The following is a 17,198-nucleotide window of genomic DNA, read 5'->3' on the forward strand; positions in this document are numbered from 1 at the left end:
ATTCTCGCTCTAGTCGTCTGGGCGCTTAACCGAAGAAGCTCTGGCCGTTCTTGGCCATTTCACGCAGCTTCGCGGTCGGGTGGTACAGCGGGCCCAGCTCAGCGTATTGATCAGCCAGGGCAACGAACTCGGCCACACCGATCGAGTCGATGTAACGCAGCGCACCACCACGGAATGGAGGGAAACCAATACCGTACACCAGGCCCATATCGGCTTCGGCGGCAGTCTCGACGATGCCATCTTCCAGGCAACGCACGGTTTCCAGGCACAGGGCGATCATCATCCAGTTGATGATGTCCTCGTCGGACACTTCACGCTGCTCGTAGACGATCGGGGCGAGTACTTCGTGCACCGAAGGGTCGGCGACTTTCTTCTGCTTGCCCTTCTTGTCCGCCTCGTAGGCGTAGAAGCCCTTGCCGTTCTTCTGGCCCAGGCGCTTGGCGTCGTACAGCGCGTCAACAGCCGAGCGGCGGTCATCTTTCATACGGTCCGGGAAGCCTTCGGCCATCACGTCGCGACCGTGGTGGCCGGTGTCGATGCCAACCACGTCCATCAGGTACGCCGGGCCCATGGGCCAGCCGAATTTTTCCATGACTTTATCGATGCGCACGAAGTCCACGCCGGCGCTGACCAGCTTGGCGAAACCGCCGAAGTAGGGGAACAGCACGCGGTTGACCAGGAAGCCCGGGCAATCGTTGACCACGATCGGGTTCTTGCCCATTTTCTTGGCGTAGGCAACGGTGGTGGCCACCGCGTGCTCGCTGGACTTCTCGCCACGGATCACTTCCACCAGCGGCATCATGTGCACCGGGTTGAAGAAGTGCATGCCGACGAAGTTTTCCGGACGCTTGAGGGCCTTGGCCAGCAGCGAGATGGAAATGGTCGAGGTGTTGGAGGCCAGGATGGTGTTTTCCTTGACCTGCGCTTCCACTTCAGCCAATACGGCCTGTTTGACTTTCGGGTTTTCGACGACCGCCTCGACCACCAGGTCGACGTGGCCGAAATCACCGTAGGACAGCGTAGGACGAATGCCATTGAGCACTTCAGCCATTTTCGCTGCGGTCATACGACCTTTATCCACACGGCCCACCAGCAGTTTGGCGGCTTCCGCCAGGCCCTGCTCGATACCGTGTTCGTTGATGTCTTTCATCAGGATTGGCGTGCCTTTGGACGCCGACTGATAGGCGATACCGCCGCCCATGATACCGGCGCCGAGTACGGCAGCCTGCTTCACGTCGCTGGCGATTTCGTCGTAGGCCTTGGCCTTTTTCTTCAGCTCCTGATCGTTCAGGAACAGGCCGATCAGGCTCTGGGCAGCCGAGGTCTTCGCCAGTTTGACGAAGCCCGCCGCTTCCACTTCCAGGGCTTTGTCGCGACCGAAGTTCGCGGCTTTCTGGATGGTCTTGATGGCTTCAACCGGCGCCGGGTAGTTCGGGCCCGCCTGGCCAGCGACGAAACCTTTGGCGGTTTCGAACGACATCATTTGTTCGATGGCGTTGAGCTTGAGTTTTTCCAGCTTGGGCTGACGCTTGGCCTTGTAGTCGAATTCGCCACTGATGGCGCCTTTGATCAGGTTCAGCGCGGCCTCGGACAGTTTGTCCGGGGCAACCACAGCGTCCACGGCACCGACTTTCAGTGCGTCTTCGGCACGGTTTTCCTTGCCGGCGGCGATCCACTCGATGGCATTGTCCGCACCGATCAGGCGCGGCAGGCGCACGGTGCCGCCGAAACCTGGGTAGATGCCCAGCTTCACTTCCGGCAGGCCGATTTTTGCGGTCGCCGACATCACACGAAAGTCAGCGGCCAGGCACATCTCCAGGCCACCACCGAGGGCGATGCCATTGATCGCGGCAACCGTCGGGACGTTGAGGTCTTCGAAATCGCTGAAAATCTTGTTGGCTTCGAGGTTGCCAGCCACCAGCTCGGCATCGGGCAGCTTGAAGTTGTCGACGAATTCGGTGATGTCAGCGCCGACGATGAACACGTCCTTGCCGCTGGAGACGATCACGCCCTTGACCGAAGCATCTGCTTTGATGGTGTCTACGGCCTGACGCAGTTCGTTCAGGGTTAGACGGTTGAACTTGTTGACGGACTCACCCTTGAGGTCGAATTTCAATTCGACGATGCCACTTTCAAGAGCCTTAACCGTGATGGCTTTACCTTCGTAAATCATCAACTGATCTCCACGATATGGAAGCTGAACAGTACACATCGGACGCTGGCCTCTGGTTGGACACTGACGGTGAGGTCAATGCTCATGCCAATCCGCCAGGCACACCCGCCAATGCGATAGTCGGGATTCTGTACGAGCGGTCTGACAGACAAACGCTCAATTCATACGCCCGTTTGATTTGGGTACGCCACCTTCATCCAATTCCGGGCAATTGTCAATCGCTCCAAAGGCTAGGAAAAACGCGACTTTCCAGTCATTTCAGAACCCCAACCATAGGCCTGCGCCTCGTCAATATTCAACTATTCACGAAATCAATAGTCGGCAAGGACGCGAAGGGTCGCGCAGTAAGCGCCCCGCTTAAAATGCCAACTTGAGCATCAGGCCAACGCTTTAAGCAGCGCATCAATGTCCTGCAAAACCTTCGCGTCGCCCTTCTCGCCCCAATACAAGGCGATCATTTGCTTGTCGGCTTGGACTTTGTAGACATTGGCCGGCAACGTTGAAAAATGCGGCAACAACTTCTCATCCACGCACGGTTCACGCCATTGGTTGACCCACACCCCGGGCTCCAGTTGCCAGTAACTCCAGATCGCCGGCGCCGCGCCACGCCGCGGCCGGCAGTATTGCGCGCACGGGCTTGGCGGCTCCTGCTTGAGCCAGTGCGGCCACTCCTGAGGTGCCAGTTGCATGGCCAGACCGATGCGACGCGCCTCCATGCGCAGGGCCATGCGCCCACTCTGATGACGCGACGGGCGCAGCCATGCCAGGGGGCTCAATACCACTACAAGGATTGACACCACTATCCAGACCGTCATATCTGTACTCCCGATTTTTCTGATGAGCGGATTTGACCTGACGCAACCCCATCCGCTTGAAACCAGCCATACTTAATTTATTGCAGTCCCCCTGGAGGAACGCCTCATGTCGTACGAACATATTCTGGTCGCTGTAGATCTGACCGAAGAGTGCGATCCAGTGATCAAGCGCGCACGAGCTTTCGCAGTCGCCAGCGGCGCCAAACTGTCCCTCGTGCATATCGTCGAACCCATGGCCATGGCCTTCGGCGGCGACGTTCCCATGGACCTTTCCCAACTGCAGCAGCAACAATTCGACCAGGCCAAGGAGCGTCTCGATCGCCTGATCGTCAAATATCCCGAAGTGACCAAGGAAAACTCCCACCTCACTTACGGCCAACCGCGTCAGGAGATCCACCACCTGGCCAAGGAACACGGCTGTGACCTGATCGTGGTCGGCAGCCATGGCCGCCACGGCCTGGCGTTGCTGCTCGGCTCTACTGCCAATGATGTGTTGCACGGCGCGCCGTGCGATGTGTTGGCGGTGAAGCTGGTTAAAAATACTTAAGGACGCTGAAGACCAAATGTGGGCGGGCGGTGCGACGTGCCCCCTCCCCCATTTAAACCGTATTTCATATGAAAAAGCCCGGTGCTCATCAGATGAACACCGGGCTTTTTATGGCCTGTAGATCAATCAGGCATCCAATTCAGCCCAACGCTCGACCAACGCCTCCAACTCCTGATTCAACGTCTCCAGCGAAGCGATGACCTTGGCGGTTTCCGCCGCAGGCCGCAGATAAAAACCCGCGTCAGCCATTTGCGCTTCTACTGCGGCGATCTGCTGTTCCTTGGCATCGATATCACCGGGCAAGGCTTCCAGCTCACGCTGCAGCTTGTAGCTGAGTTTCTTCTTGGCGGCCGGTGCGGCTTCCTGCACCGGGGCAGCAGCTTCCACCGGAGCCACCACAGCGGAGGTCAGGTCGGCTTTGCCGGATTTGCTTTCGGTCACGCCCAGCAGACGCGCAGAGCCGCCCTGGCGCAGCCAGTCCTGGTAACCCCCGACGTACTCGCGCACCTTACCTTCGCCTTCGAACACCAGCGTGCTGGTCACCACGTTGTCGAGGAATGCCCGGTCGTGGCTGACCATCAGCACAGTGCCGTTGAAGGTCAACAGCACCTCTTCCAGCAGTTCAAGGGTTTCCACGTCCAGGTCGTTGGTCGGTTCGTCGAGCACCAGCAGGTTGGCCGGCTTGCTGAACAGCTTGGCCAGCAGCAGACGCGCACGCTCACCACCGGACAGCGCTTTTACCGGGGTACGTGCGCGCTGCGGGCTGAACAGGAAGTCGCCCAGGTAGCTCAGCACGTGGCGGCTCTGACCTTCGATGTCGATAAAGTCACGGCCTTCGGCCACGTTATCGATCACGGTTTTTTCCAGGTCCAATTGATGGCGCAGTTGGTCGAAGTAGGCCACGTCAATGCGCGTGCCCTCTTCCACCGTGCCGCTGGTCGGTTTAAGACCATTGAGCATCAGCTTGAGCAAGGTGGTCTTGCCGGTACCGTTGGCGCCGAGCAGGCCAATACGGTCGCCGCGCTGCAGGACCATGGAGAAGTCTTTGATCAGGAACGGGCCGTCCGGGTGATGGAAGCTGACGTTCTCCAGCACCATCACCTGCTTGCCGGACTTGTCGGCGGTATCCAACTGGATATTGGCCTTGCCGGTACGCTCGCGACGTTCGCTGCGCTCAACGCGCAAGGCTTTGAGCGCACGCACGCGACCTTCGTTACGGGTGCGGCGCGCCTTGATGCCCTGGCGAATCCAGACTTCTTCCTGGGCCAGCTTCTTGTCGAACAACGCATTAGCAGTTTCTTCAGCGGCCAGCGCGGCTTCCTTGTGCACCAGGAAGCTGGCGTAGTCGCCGTTCCAATCGATCAGGCCGCCGCGATCCAGTTCCAGGATGCGCGTCGCCAGGTTCTGCAGGAAGGAACGGTCGTGGGTGATGAACAGCACCGCACCCTGGAAATCCTTGAGGGCTTCTTCCAGCCAGGCGATGGCGCCGATGTCCAGGTGGTTGGTCGGTTCGTCGAGCAGCAGCAGATCGGGTTCGGACACCAGCGCCTGGGCCAGCAGCACGCGGCGACGCCAGCCGCCGGACAATTCGGCGAGGGTCTTGTCGGCCGGCAGTTGCAGGCGGCTCAAGGTGCTGTCCACCAACTGCTGCAGGCGCCAGCCGTCACGGGCTTCAAGGTCCTGCTGGACGTGCATCAGCTTGTCCAGGTCTTCCTCGGTGACGCAGTTCTGCGCCAGGTGATGGTATTGCGCAAGCAACTCACCGACACCGTCCAGGCCTTCGGCAACCACGTCGAACACAGTCCGTCCGTCGGCCACCGGCAGCTCCTGGGGCAATTCGCCGATCTTGAGGCCCGGCGCGCGCCACACGGAGCCGTCATCGGGCTTCTGATCGCCCTTGACCAGCTTCATCATGCTGGATTTGCCGGTGCCGTTGCGGCCGATGATGCACACCCGCTCACCACGGGCGATCTGCCAGGACACCTTGTCCAACAACGGCATAGCGCCGAAAGCAAGGGACACATCGCTGAATTTGAGCAGGGTCATACGCTTCTCCAAAAACTGGGCGCGCATTCTACCTGAGTTGAGGGTGGGATGCGGCCGGCATTTTCGCTGTCGACACGTTCTGTAGGACATTTCCGGCGAACTTGCAGGAAGCGCCCGGCAAAGCTTTCACCGGCCGCTGGCAAAAGGCTAAGCTAGGGGCAATCAGTGTCGGCGGTGCCGGTGCTAGTCGTGATTTCTTTGCACGGACGTCTCATGCGCAGTCGCCTTTTCAACTTTTTATCTTGTCTGCTTCTTTCCGCCACCGCCGTTCAATCCGCCCAGGCCGTGGACCTCACCACCCAACGTCAATATTACGATGAAGCCAAACGCGCCCTGGCCAAAGGCGATACCGGCCCCTACATGCAATACAGCCAGGCCCTGGCCGATTACCCGTTGACGCCGTATCTGGCCTACGACGAGCTGACCGCACGCCTGAAGACCGCCAGTAACGAGGAAATCGAACAGTTCCTGGCCAAGAACGGCGACCTGCCCCAGGCCAACTGGATGAAGCTGCGCTGGTTGCGCTGGCTGGCCGATCGGGGCGACTGGCAGACGTTTGAAAAGTATTACGACCCCAAACTCAATTTCGTTGAACTGGACTGCCTGCACGGCCAGTACCAGCTCACACACAACTTGAAGGCGGAAGGGTACAAAACCGCCGAAAAACTGTGGATGACCGGCAAATCCCAGCCGGCCGCCTGCGATGTCACCTTTGGTCAATGGGCCGCCGACGGCCAACTTACCGAACAGAAAATCTGGGACCGCGCCAAGCTGGCCGCCGAAGCACGCAACTACGCCCTGGCCAACAGCCTGGTGAAAACCCTGCCGACCCTCGGCGCCCAAGGGCGTCTGATGGTGGACGTGGCCCAAAAGCCCGACATGCTCAGCGACCCGTCGCGCTTCCTGCCGGCCACCGAGGCGATGTCCGACGCCGTGGGCCTGGGCCTGCGTCGCCTGGCCCGTCAAGACCCGGACAAGGCCATGGCGCTGCTGGATGGCTATGCCAGCAGCATGCACTTCTCACGTGACGAAAAAGTGGCGATCGCCCGCGAAATCGGGCTGACCCTGGCCAAACGCTTCGACCCTCGCGCGCTCGAGGTAATGACCCAATACGACCCGGAGCTGCGCGACAACACCGTCTCCGAATGGCGCCTGCGCCTGCTGCTGCGCCTGGCTCGCTGGGAAGATGCCTACCAGCTGACCCGCAAACTCCCGCAGGACCTGGCCACCAGCAACCGCTGGCGCTACTGGCAGGCCCGCAGCCTGGAGCTGGCCGAGCCGAAAAACCCGCAAGCGCTGGTGCTGTATAAAAATCTGGCTCAGGAACGGGATTTCTACGGTTTCCTTGCCGCCGATCGCTCCAAGGCCCCCTACCAGTTGAAAAACAAGCCACTGTTGATGAGCCAGGCGCTGGTCAACAAGGTACGCAACACCCCCGGCGTACGCCGCGCCCTGGAATTCTATGCGCGAGGCCAGGTGGTCGACGGGCGCCGCGAGTGGTACCACGTCAGCCGTCATTTCAACCGCGACGAAATGGTCGCCCAGGCCAAGCTGGCCTACGACATGAAGTGGTACTTCCCGGCCATCCGCACCATCAGCCAGGCGCAGTACTGGGACGACCTGGACATTCGTTTCCCGATGGCTCACCGCGACACCCTGGTGCGTGAGGCCAAGGTACGGGGGCTGCATTCAAGCTGGGTGTTCGCCATTACCCGCCAGGAAAGCGCCTTCATGGACGACGCCCGCTCCGGCGTCGGCGCCAGCGGCCTGATGCAGCTGATGCCCGGCACCGCCAAGGACACCGCGCGCAAGTTCAGCATCCCGCTGGCCTCACCGGCCCAAGTGCTGGACCCGGATAAAAACATCCAACTGGGCGCCGCTTACCTGAGCCAGGTGCACAGCCAGTTCAATGGCAACCGCGTGCTCGCTTCCGCCGCCTACAACGCCGGCCCCGGCCGCGTACGCCAGTGGCTGCGCGGGGCCGATCACCTGAGTTTCGACGTATGGGTGGAGAGCATCCCGTTTGACGAAACCCGCCAATACGTGCAGAACGTGCTGTCTTATTCGGTGATCTACGGGCAGAAGCTCAACTCGCCGCAGCCGTTGGTGGATTGGCATGAGCGGTATTTTGATGATCAGTGAACGCTGAAGCAGTCGCCCGCTGAAGCGCCAAGATAAGTGCCCGCATTGGACCATGCGGGCATTTTTTATGGAGGGTCGATTCCACACGTTCCCCAGCCTGTGGCAGGGGAGCTGATCACCGCCAACAATCGCCTAACTGGCCGACTCTTCCCCATCACTGAACTGCAACGCCGCCAACCGCGCATACAGTGGATTGCTCGCAATCAACTGCTGATGGGTGCCCACCGCCACCAGCTTGCCCTGGTCCATCACGGCGATGCGATCAGCGTTCTTCACCGTCGCCAACCGATGCGCGATAACCAGCGTGGTACGCCCCTGCATCAACTGCGGCAACGCTTGCTGGATCAGGTGTTCGCTTTGGGCGTCGAGTGCGCTGGTGGCTTCGTCCAGCAGCAGGATCGGCGCGTCCACCAGCAGCGCGCGGGCGATGGCCAGGCGTTGACGCTGGCCGCCGGAGAGGCCCAGGCCGCCATCACCGAGGTGGGTCTGGTAGCCGTCGGGCATTTGCAGGATGAAGTCGTGGGCGTGGGCGATTCGAGCGGCGGCTTCGACCTGCTCGCGGGTGGCATCCGGGTTACCGTAGCGGATGTTCTCCTCGACACTGCCGAAAAACAGCGCCGGGCTCTGGGATACCAGGGCGAAGTGGCGGCGCAGGTCCGTTGGGTCGAGGTTGGTCAACGGTTGGCCGTCAAGCAGGACGCGGCCCTGCAGGGGGTCGTAGAAGCGCAGCAACAGGTCGAAGAGCGTCGATTTACCTGCACCGGAGGGGCCTACCAGCGCCAGGGTTTCGCCGGGGTTGATGGTCAGGTTCAGGCCATCGATGGCGTAGCTGTCCGGCCGCGAAGGGTAGGCAAAACGCAGATCCTGCAGCTCCATGCGGCCACTGACCCGTTCTGGAAGCGTTACGAGGCCCGTGGCGGGCGCCTGGATTTCGTTGTTCGACTGCAACAGCTCGCCGATGCGCTCCGCCGCACCGGCGGCGCGCTGCAGCTCGCCGAGCACTTCACTCAGGGTGCCGACGGCGCTGCCGACGATCAGGCTGTAGAACACGAATGCCGCCAGTTCGCCGCCGGAGATGCGCCCGCTGATCACGTCCATGCCACCGACCCACAGCATCACGCCCACGGCACCGAGCACCAGCATGATCACCAGGGTAATCAGCCAGGCACGCTGGGCAATGCGTTTGCGCGCGGTGTTGAACGCCTGTTCGACGGTGACGGCAAAACGCTGCTCATCCTGTACTTGGTGGTTGTAGGCCTGAACCGTCTTGATCTGGCCGAGGGTCTCAGCCACATAGCTGCCCACGTCGGCGATGCGGTCCTGGCTCTGGCGCGACAGGCTGCGCACACGCCGACCGAAGATCAGGATCGGCGCCAGCACCAGCGGCAGTGCCACCACCACGATGCTGGTGAGTTTGGGGTTGGTGACAAACAACAGCACGATGCCGCCGATGACCATCAACGCGTTGCGCAGAAACAACGACAGCGACGAGCCGATCACTGACTGCAACAAGGTGGTGTCCGTGGTCAGCCGCGACTGGATTTCCGAGCTGCGGTTGTTCTCGTAGAAACCGGGGTGCAGATAGATCAAATGGTTAAACACCTGCCGGCGAATGTCCGCCACCACTCGCTCGCCGATCCACGACACCAGATAAAACCGCGCGAAGGTGCCGACCGCCAGCCCCACAACCAACAGCATAAACAGGCCGATGGACTGGTTGAGCAGGTGCGGTGACTGGGTCATGAAACCCTGGTCCACCAGGAGACGGATACCCTGCCCCATGGACAGGGTAATGCCGGCGGTGACGATCAGCGCCACCAGGGCACCGAAGGCCTGCCAGCGGTAGGGCGCAATGAAGCGGCTGGCCAGGCGAATCGCGCGGCGTTGTCGGACTGAGAGCATGGAGGGCGTCACCGATGAGGAACCTGTACACACCCACATGGGGGGAACTTGGGCGAATAACAATGAGTCAGGTTAATTATGCCCGCCGATACTGGCCACTAGATGCTATCGGTCTAACGCCCGGCTGGAAATCCTCGGCGGTTTCTGGTGGACTGGTCGTTCGAACCGGTGATCTTGTAAGGAGTTGTAATAGCTCGGTCACGCGGGGGAATTAAAGTAGGTACACAACCTGATGAGGAGACAGGCCATGTCCTTGCAACACAGCAGCGATGCCAAGATTGACGTAATCCGCCAGCCACAGGCGTTGCCTTGCTCGTACATCGACGCCAAGGGTGACGAAGTGCAGATTACCGAAGAAATGATCCAGCGCGCCTGCAGCGAGCTGGAACAGCGACTGGTCAAGCCTGCCCAGCAAGGCTGAAACGCCCACGCTCTTTCACACCCGGCCCCGGTGGCCGGGTTTTTTATGCGCCGCGTTCCTACAGCTGTTGGGCGCCCAGAGCACTGACAATGCGCGCCAGCTCTGCCGACTCGCCGTTGATCCGCACTTTGAGCCCCTCGATCTCGCGACGCTGCGGGTAATGTTTGCGCAGCCGGTCAAAGGCCAGGCGCTGCTCCTGCACCGTGCCGACCAGGCTACGGCGAAAATCCGCGTCGTCACGGCGCGGGTCGTACACGCTGCGACATAAGGTCGCCAACGCCCAGGCCGGCTCCGTGGCTGGGTTCAGGTGCACTTCGGCCAGCCACGGAGGCGGCAGCAGATCGCTCAGCTGAATGCTCGGTGCCTGGCCCAGATGGGCACAAAACGCCTGATAGATCTGCGCCGTGCCGCGTTGTTTGCCGTCCAGGCTGTAACCGGCGATATGCGGCGTGGCCAGCACGCACAGGTCGGCGAGTGCCACGTCGACTTCGGGCTCGCCTTCCCACACATCCAGCACGGCTTGCAGGTCTTCGCGCGCCAGCAGCACCTCGCGCAGCGCGGCGTTGTCCACCACCGGGCCACGGCTGGCGTTGATCAGCCAGGCGCCGGGCCTGAGCTGGTTGAGACGCTGACGGTCGAACAGGTGCCAGGTAGAGCCGTTGCCGGACTTGATCAGCGGCGTGTGCAGGCTGATCACATCGCACTGCTCGATGATCTGCGCCAGGCTGACGTAGTCGCCGTCCTCGGCGATCTGGCGCGGCGGATCGCACACCAGCACATTCCAGCCCAGGCCCTTGAGCACCTGAACCAGGCGCCCGCCCACTTCACCGGCGCCGACCACACCGTAGGTGCGCCGGGTGAGGTCCACACCTTCGATCTCGGCCAGGGTCAGCAGGCTGCCCAGCACATAGTCCACCACGCCGCGGGCATTGCAGCCGGGGGCGCTGGCCCACTGGATACCGGCCTGCTTGAAGTAATCCAGGTCCAAATGGTCGGTGCCGATGGTGCAGGTGCCGACAAACCGCACCGATGTGCCTTGAAGCAAAGCGCGGTTGACGTTGGTCACCGAGCGTACCAGCAGCACATCGGCCTGCTCGACGGTCGCGCGGTCGATGGAACGGCCGGGCACACGGCGAATCTCGCCGAACCCTTGGAAGAATGCGTCGAGCAGGGGGATATTTTCGTCGGCAACAATCAGCATGGCGGGCTCCTTTGGCGGACAGGCAGTGTACAGGGATCGCGGGCATCGCTTACAAATCCCTAACACAGGTTTTTTCCTGACCGTTGCGTCAAGGCGTAGAATCCGCGGTCCTTGCGCACCTCTCGACTGGACACCTGTACGTGAACACTGCCACCGCTCCCCTCACCCGCCCCGCCCGCATCAGCCGGGAAGTGCGCGACCTGCTGACGCTCGCGCTGCCGATCATGATCGGCCAACTGGCGACCACCGCCATGAGCTTTGTCGACGCGGTGATGGCCGGACGCGTCAGCCCGCAGGATCTGGCGGCGGTGGGCCTGGGCAATTCGATCTGGATCCCGGTGTACCTGCTGATGACCGGCACGCTGCTGGCCACCACGCCGAAGGTCGCCCAGCGTTACGGAGCGGGCCGGTTCAGTGAGATCGGCCCGTTGGTACGCCAGTCATTGTGGTTGGCGGTGGTCGTCGGGGCCATCGGCGCATTGTTGCTGCTGTGCGCCGAACCGATCCTGCATGCGATGAAGGTCGAACCCGACCTGATCGCGCCATCCATGGGCTACCTGCATGGCATCGCGGCGGGCATGCCGGCGGTGGCGCTGTATTACGTGCTGCGCTGCTTCAGCGACGGCCTGGGCCGCACCCGGCCAAGCATGGTCATGGGCCTGGTCGGCCTGGGGCTGAATATTCCGCTGAACTACATCTTCATCTACGGTCATTTTGGCGTGCCGGCCATGGGCGGCGTGGGCTGCGGCTGGGCCACGGCCATCGCGATGTGGGTGATGATGCTCGGCCTGGCCGGTTGGACGCGCTGGGGCGCCGCCTACCAGAGCAGCGAACTGTTCAAACGCTTCGACTGGCCGCAGTGGGCGGTGATCAAGCGCGTGCTGGGCATTGGCCTGCCGATTGGCGTGGCGATCTTTGCCGAATCGAGCATCTTCGCGGTAATCGCCCTGCTGCTCGGCAGCCTGGGCGCCACCGTGGTGTCGGGGCATCAGATCGCGCTGAACGTGAGTTCCCTGGTGTTTATGATCCCCTACTCCCTGAGCATGGCGGTCACCGTGCGCGTCGGCCAGGCCCTGGGACGTGGCGAGCCGCGTGAAGCGCGCTTCGCCGCCGGGGTCGGCATGGGCACGGCATTGGCGTACGCCTGCCTGTCCTGCAGCCTGATGCTGCTGTTGCGCGAACAGATCGCAAGTATCTACACCCCGGACCCGGTGGTGATTCACCTGGCGTCCACGCTGATCGTATTCTCAGCGCTGTTCCAGTTCTCGGACTCGATCCAGGTCACCGCCGCCGGTGCGCTGCGCGGCTACCAGGACACGCGGGTGACTATGGTACTGACGCTGTTTGCCTATTGGGGCGTGGGGCTGCCGGTGGGATACGCCCTGGGGCTGACCGATTGGCTCGGCGAACCCAGCGGCCCGAGCGGTTTGTGGCAAGGGCTGATCGTAGGCTTGAGCTGTGCGGCGGGGATGCTGCTGGTGCGCCTGGCGCGCAGTGCACGCCGGCGCATTCGGGCCGACAAGGCACGGGGCTAATCGGCTTTCTTGCGGATCCAGTACAGATAGGTACCGGCCTGCTCCTGCTGCTCCACCAGTTCGTGGTCCAGGAACACGCAGAACTTGGGGATATCGCGACGGGTCGACGGGTCGGTCGCGATCACCTTGAGCAAGCCGCCCGCCGGCAGGTCACGGATGTGCTGGTGCAGCATCATCACCGGTTCCGGGCAGTTGAGGCCGGTGGCGTCGAGGGTGGCGTCGACGGGCAATTCAAGACTCATATTTCACTCCTAAAACCAACCCGATCTTTTATGGGAGCGGGCTTGCTCGCGAAGACGCGGGCACATTCAACATAAATTTCGACAGTTATACCGCTTTCGCGGGCAAGCCCGCTGCCACATTTTGAGCGGTGAGTCAGCGGGCCTTGGGTTTCTTTACGCTTTCCAACCGACGCAGGTGGCACGTCACTTCTTCACGGTCGTGGTACAGCTGCTTGCAGCCGATTTCCACACGAATGCCACGCGCCTTGAAGCCTTCCTCGATGCGCTCCAGCAGGCGCTTGACCTCGGCATAGCGCTGTTTCATCGGCAACTTGAGGTTGACCACCGCCTCGCGGCAATACCCTTCGCCGATCCAGGTCTCCAGCAGCGCCGCGTTACGCGCGGGTTTCTCGACGATGTCGCAGACCATCCAGTCCACCGGCTGCTTGGGCACGAAAGTGAAACCGTCGGCCATCAGGTGCTGCACCAGACCGGTGTCCATCAGGCTCTCGGCCATCGGGCCGTTGTCGATGGCGGTCACCAGCATGCCACGGTTGACCAATTGCCAGGTCCAGCCACCGGGCGCGGCACCGAGGTCGACGCCGGTCATGTCGCCATGCAGGCGCTCGTCCCATTGGTCGCGAGGAATAAAGTGGTGCCAGGCCTCTTCCAGCTTGAGCGTGGAGCGGCTCGGCGCTTCACGTGGGAACTTCAAACGCGGGATGCCCATCGGCCACATCGCCGAATTATTCGATTCGGCCAGGCCCATAAACACTTCGCGGCCGCTCTTGAAGGTCAGCAGCAGGCGCGGTTTGCTCGGGTCATCCACCAGCCGGCCGGCATTGAGCAGGGCTTTGCGCAGGTGCACTTCGAATTTCTTGCAGAAGTTCGACAGCTCTTTGCCGTCATTGGTGTCGACCATTTCCAGCCACAGGCTGCCGCACACCGGGAATTCGCGCAGGTGGGCAAGGATTACGCTGATGCGGTCGGTTTCCGGCAAGTCGATAAACACTCCACGCGCCCATTGCCGCGGGAAGATCAGCTCGGCAAAACGCTGGCCGTGCATCAGGCGCTGGGCGCCGTCTTCTTCGGGGCAGACAAATTCGGCGCAGGCGCTGCCGGTCTTGGCCTTGGCGTAGCCGGATACGTTCAGGCGCGCGGCAAGCTCGGCGATCTCGGAACAGACTTCGCCTTCAAACCCTGGGCGGCAGTGCATAAAAAGGGTGTTCATCAACTCTCCTGGTGACTCGACCGACATTGCGCTATCGCAATGCCTGTCATGAAAACGCGCGCATGATAGCCGAGTTCGGAACCTTGGACTTAACCATAGAGTCCAGTTATTAGCCTGCTAATCAAAACAGGGCTAACGTGATAGCTCTGTTCGTCCCGTCAGGTCCGTGGCCGTGCGGACCATAAGGAGTCGTGTCATGTCATCGCTTGATAGCCTGAGAACCCTTAAAACCCTCGAAATAGACAGCAAGACCTATCACTACTTCAGCCTGCCCGAAGCCGCCAAGAGCCTGGGCGACCTGGACAAGCTGCCGATGTCGCTCAAGGTGCTGCTGGAAAACCTGCTGCGTTGGGAAGACAACAAGACCGTCACCGGCGCCGACCTCAAGGCCATCGCCGCCTGGCTCAAAGAGCGCCAGTCCGACCGTGAGATCCAGTACCGCCCCGCCCGCGTGCTGATGCAGGATTTTACCGGTGTACCCGCCGTGGTCGACCTTGCCGCCATGCGCGCCGCCGTGGCCAAGGCCGGCGGCGACCCGCAGCGCATCAACCCGCTGTCCCCCGTCGATTTGGTGATCGACCACTCGGTGATGGTCGACAAGTTCGGCAACGCTGATGCCTTCGAGCAGAACGTCGACATCGAAATGCAGCGCAACGGCGAACGCTACGCCTTCCTGCGCTGGGGCCAGAGCGCGTTCGACAATTTCAGCGTGGTGCCGCCGGGCACCGGTATCTGTCATCAGGTCAACCTCGAATACCTGGGCCGCACGGTGTGGACCAAGGACGAAGACGGCCGCACCTATGCCTTCCCCGACACGCTGGTGGGGACCGACTCCCACACCACCATGATCAACGGCCTGGGCGTGCTCGGCTGGGGCGTGGGCGGTATCGAAGCGGAAGCGGCGATGCTCGGCCAGCCGGTGTCGATGCTGATTCCCGAAGTGATCGGCTTCAAGCTCACCGGCAAGCTCAAGGAAGGCATCACCGCCACCGACCTGGTGCTGACGGTGACCCAGATGCTGCGCAAGAAAGGCGTAGTGGGTAAATTCGTCGAGTTCTATGGCGACGGCCTGGCTGACCTGCCTCTGGCGGACCGCGCCACCATCGCCAACATGGCCCCGGAATACGGCGCCACTTGCGGCTTTTTCCCGGTCGATGAAGTGACCCTGGACTACCTGCGCCTCTCCGGCCGTCCGACAGAAACGGTGAAACTGGTCGAGGCGTACACCAAGGCCCAGGGGCTGTGGCGCAACGCTGGCCAGGAACCGGTGTTCACCGACAGCCTGGCGCTCGACATGGGCAGCGTCGAGGCCAGCCTGGCCGGGCCGAAACGCCCGCAGGACCGGGTGTCGCTGCCGAATGTCGGGCAGGCGTTCAGCGACTTCCTCGACCTGCAATTCAAGCCCACCAATAAAGAAGAAGGCCGCCTGGAAAGCGAAGGCGGCGGCGGTGTCGCCGTGGGTAATGCCGATCTCGTAGGAGAAGCCGATTACGACTTCGAAGGTCAGACCTATCGCCTGAAAAACGGCGCCGTGGTGATCGCCGCGATCACCTCCTGCACCAACACCTCCAACCCCAGCGTGATGATGGCCGCCGGCCTCGTCGCGAAAAAGGCCGTGGAAAAAGGCCTGACGCGCAAACCCTGGGTCAAAAGCTCCCTGGCGCCCGGCTCCAAAGTGGTCACCGACTACTACAAGGCCGCGGGCCTGACCCAGTACCTGGACAAGCTCGGCTTCGACCTGGTGGGGTATGGCTGCACCACCTGCATCGGCAACTCCGGGCCGTTGCCCGAGCCGATCGAAAAAGCCATCCAGAAAGCCGACCTCACCGTCGCGTCGGTGTTGTCGGGCAACCGCAACTTCGAAGGCCGCGTGCACCCCCTGGTAAAAACCAACTGGCTGGCGTCGCCGCCCCTGGTGGTGGCCTACGCCCTGGCCGGCACCGTGCGCATCGATATCAGCAGCGAGCCGTTGGGTAACGACCAGCAGGGCAACCCGGTCTACCTCAAGGACATCTGGCCCAGCAGCCAGGAAATTGCCGACGCCGTGGCCCAGGTCAACACGGGCATGTTCCACAAGGAATACGCCGAGGTGTTTGCCGGCGACGAACAGTGGCAGGCCATTGAAGTGCCGCAAGCGGCGACTTACGTGTGGCAGAAGGACTCGACCTACATTCAGCACCCGCCCTTCTTCGATGACATTGCCGGCCCGTTGCCAGTGATCAAAGACATCACGGGCGCCAACGTGCTTGCGCTGCTGGGCGATTCGGTGACCACCGACCACATTTCCCCGGCCGGTAATATCAAGATCGACAGCCCCGCCGGCCGCTACCTGCGCGAACAGGGCGTGGAACCGCGTGACTTCAACTCCTACGGCTCACGCCGGGGCAACCATGAGGTCATGATGCGCGGCACGTTTGCCAACATCCGTATCCGCAATGAAATGCTCGGCGGCGAGGAAGGTGGCAATACGCTGTATATCCCCACTGGCGAGAAGATGGCGATCTACGACGCCGCGATGAAATACCAGGCCGCGGGCACGCCGCTGGTGGTGATCGCCGGGCAGGAATACGGCACCGGCTCCAGCCGCGACTGGGCGGCCAAGGGCACCAACCTGCTGGGTGTCAAAGCGGTGATTGCCGAGAGTTTCGAGCGTATCCACCGTTCCAACCTGGTGGGCATGGGCGTATTGCCGTTGCAGTTCAAGCTGGACCAGAACCGCAAGGCGCTCAAACTCACCGGTAAGGAGAAGATCGATATCCTGGGGCTGAGCGACGTGGAGATCGTGCCGCGTATGAACCTGACGCTGGTGATTACTCGGGAGGATGGCAGTACGGAGAAGGTCGAAGTGCTGTGCCGGATCGATACGCTCAATGAAGTGGAATACTTCAAATCGGGCGGCATCCTGCACTACGTGCTACGCCAATTGATCGCCTCCTAAGAACATAGGAGATCTAATGTGGGAGG

General features: G+C 61.7%; 12 protein-coding genes. 5 read left to right on the forward strand and 7 right to left on the reverse strand.

The features are described from left to right. Positions 1-25: 25 nt before the first annotated feature. Entirely contained in the window at positions 26-2,173 is a 2,148-nt protein-coding gene (gene fadB, locus QRN10_RS14705; RefSeq protein WP_253511291.1) for a fatty acid oxidation complex subunit alpha FadB, read from the reverse strand. Between the two features lie 377 nt (positions 2,174-2,550). Further along, positions 2,551-2,988, reverse strand: coding sequence for a hypothetical protein (locus tag QRN10_RS14710; RefSeq protein ID WP_181078053.1), 438 nt, complete (start codon positions 2,986-2,988; stop codon positions 2,551-2,553). Between the two features lie 106 nt (positions 2,989-3,094). On the opposite strand from QRN10_RS14710, the gene QRN10_RS14715 reads away from it, so the two are divergent. Then, the gene (locus tag QRN10_RS14715) at positions 3,095-3,535 is read left to right on the forward strand and encodes a universal stress protein (RefSeq protein WP_181078051.1); all 441 of its coding nucleotides are present in this window, start codon (positions 3,095-3,097) and stop codon (positions 3,533-3,535) included. A 126-nt stretch (positions 3,536-3,661) separates the two neighbouring features. Here the strand turns inward: QRN10_RS14715 and QRN10_RS14720 are convergent, their stop codons facing one another. Next, the gene (locus QRN10_RS14720; RefSeq protein WP_285428624.1) at positions 3,662-5,581 is read right to left on the reverse strand and encodes an ATP-binding cassette domain-containing protein; all 1,920 of its coding nucleotides are present in this window, start codon (positions 5,579-5,581) and stop codon (positions 3,662-3,664) included. A 213-nt stretch (positions 5,582-5,794) separates the two neighbouring features. Between QRN10_RS14720 and QRN10_RS14725 the strand changes: the two genes are divergently transcribed. Then, positions 5,795-7,723, forward strand: coding sequence for a transglycosylase SLT domain-containing protein (locus QRN10_RS14725; RefSeq protein ID WP_181078048.1), 1,929 nt, complete (start codon positions 5,795-5,797; stop codon positions 7,721-7,723). A 132-nt stretch (positions 7,724-7,855) separates the two neighbouring features. Here QRN10_RS14725 and QRN10_RS14730 read toward each other — a convergent pair whose 3' ends face one another. Continuing rightward, positions 7,856-9,664: an ABC transporter ATP-binding protein/permease gene (locus QRN10_RS14730; protein WP_285428625.1), complete on the reverse strand. Its 1,809-nt coding sequence runs from the start codon at positions 9,662-9,664 to the stop codon at positions 7,856-7,858. Between the two features lie 208 nt (positions 9,665-9,872). Here QRN10_RS14730 and QRN10_RS14735 point away from each other — a divergent pair, with 208 nt between their 5' ends. After that, on the forward strand, positions 9,873-10,046 hold the full coding sequence (locus tag QRN10_RS14735; protein ID WP_181078044.1) for a PA1571 family protein: 174 nt from the start codon (positions 9,873-9,875) through the stop codon (positions 10,044-10,046). A gap of 58 nt (positions 10,047-10,104) precedes the next feature. Here QRN10_RS14735 and pdxB read toward each other — a convergent pair whose 3' ends face one another. Further along, positions 10,105-11,247, reverse strand: a complete 1,143-nt coding sequence (gene pdxB / locus QRN10_RS14740) for a 4-phosphoerythronate dehydrogenase PdxB (RefSeq protein ID WP_181078043.1) — start codon at positions 11,245-11,247, stop codon at positions 10,105-10,107. A gap of 140 nt (positions 11,248-11,387) precedes the next feature. Here pdxB and QRN10_RS14745 point away from each other — a divergent pair, with 140 nt between their 5' ends. Beyond that, positions 11,388-12,782, forward strand: coding sequence for an MATE family efflux transporter (locus tag QRN10_RS14745; protein WP_266248472.1), 1,395 nt, complete (start codon positions 11,388-11,390; stop codon positions 12,780-12,782). On the opposite strand, the gene tusA is transcribed toward QRN10_RS14745, so the two are convergent. After that, positions 12,779-13,024, reverse strand: coding sequence for a sulfurtransferase TusA (tusA, locus tag QRN10_RS14750; protein ID WP_034096464.1), 246 nt, complete (start codon positions 13,022-13,024; stop codon positions 12,779-12,781). The genes QRN10_RS14745 and tusA overlap by 4 nt on opposite strands. A gap of 133 nt (positions 13,025-13,157) precedes the next feature. Then, on the reverse strand, positions 13,158-14,234 hold the full coding sequence (rlmM, locus tag QRN10_RS14755) for a 23S rRNA (cytidine(2498)-2'-O)-methyltransferase RlmM (RefSeq protein ID WP_285428626.1): 1,077 nt from the start codon (positions 14,232-14,234) through the stop codon (positions 13,158-13,160). A gap of 196 nt (positions 14,235-14,430) precedes the next feature. On the opposite strand from rlmM, the gene acnA reads away from it, so the two are divergent. Next, complete coding sequence (gene acnA / locus QRN10_RS14760) at positions 14,431-17,172, forward strand: aconitate hydratase AcnA (RefSeq protein WP_285428628.1); 2,742 nt, start codon at positions 14,431-14,433, stop codon at positions 17,170-17,172. Positions 17,173-17,198 lie beyond the last annotated feature (26 nt).

The sequence above is a fragment of the Pseudomonas sp. lyk4-R2A-8 genome, assembly GCF_030209095.1.
GTDB classification, from domain to species: domain Bacteria; phylum Pseudomonadota; class Gammaproteobacteria; order Pseudomonadales; family Pseudomonadaceae; genus Aquipseudomonas; species Aquipseudomonas quebecensis.

Bases quoted from the DNA above. Each gene is read 5' to 3' on its own strand.
- fadB (WP_253511291.1), bottom strand. From the start codon at position 2,173: ATGATTTACGAAGGTAAAGCCATCACGGTTAAGGCTCTTGAAAGTGGC.
- QRN10_RS14710 (WP_181078053.1), bottom strand. From the start codon at position 2,988: ATGACGGTCTGGATAGTGGTGTCAATCCTTGTAGTGGTATTGAGCCCC.
- QRN10_RS14715 (WP_181078051.1), top strand. From the start codon at position 3,095: ATGTCGTACGAACATATTCTGGTCGCTGTAGATCTGACCGAAGAGTGC.
- QRN10_RS14720 (WP_285428624.1), bottom strand. From the start codon at position 5,581: ATGACCCTGCTCAAATTCAGCGATGTGTCCCTTGCTTTCGGCGCTATG.
- QRN10_RS14725 (WP_181078048.1), top strand. From the start codon at position 5,795: ATGCGCAGTCGCCTTTTCAACTTTTTATCTTGTCTGCTTCTTTCCGCC.
- QRN10_RS14730 (WP_285428625.1), bottom strand. From the start codon at position 9,664: ATGTGGGTGTGTACAGGTTCCTCATCGGTGACGCCCTCCATGCTCTCA.
- QRN10_RS14735 (WP_181078044.1), top strand. From the start codon at position 9,873: ATGTCCTTGCAACACAGCAGCGATGCCAAGATTGACGTAATCCGCCAG.
- pdxB (WP_181078043.1), bottom strand. From the start codon at position 11,247: ATGCTGATTGTTGCCGACGAAAATATCCCCCTGCTCGACGCATTCTTC.
- tusA (WP_034096464.1), bottom strand. From the start codon at position 13,024: ATGAGTCTTGAATTGCCCGTCGACGCCACCCTCGACGCCACCGGCCTC.
- rlmM (WP_285428626.1), bottom strand. From the start codon at position 14,234: ATGAACACCCTTTTTATGCACTGCCGCCCAGGGTTTGAAGGCGAAGTC.
- acnA (WP_285428628.1), top strand. From the start codon at position 14,431: ATGTCATCGCTTGATAGCCTGAGAACCCTTAAAACCCTCGAAATAGAC.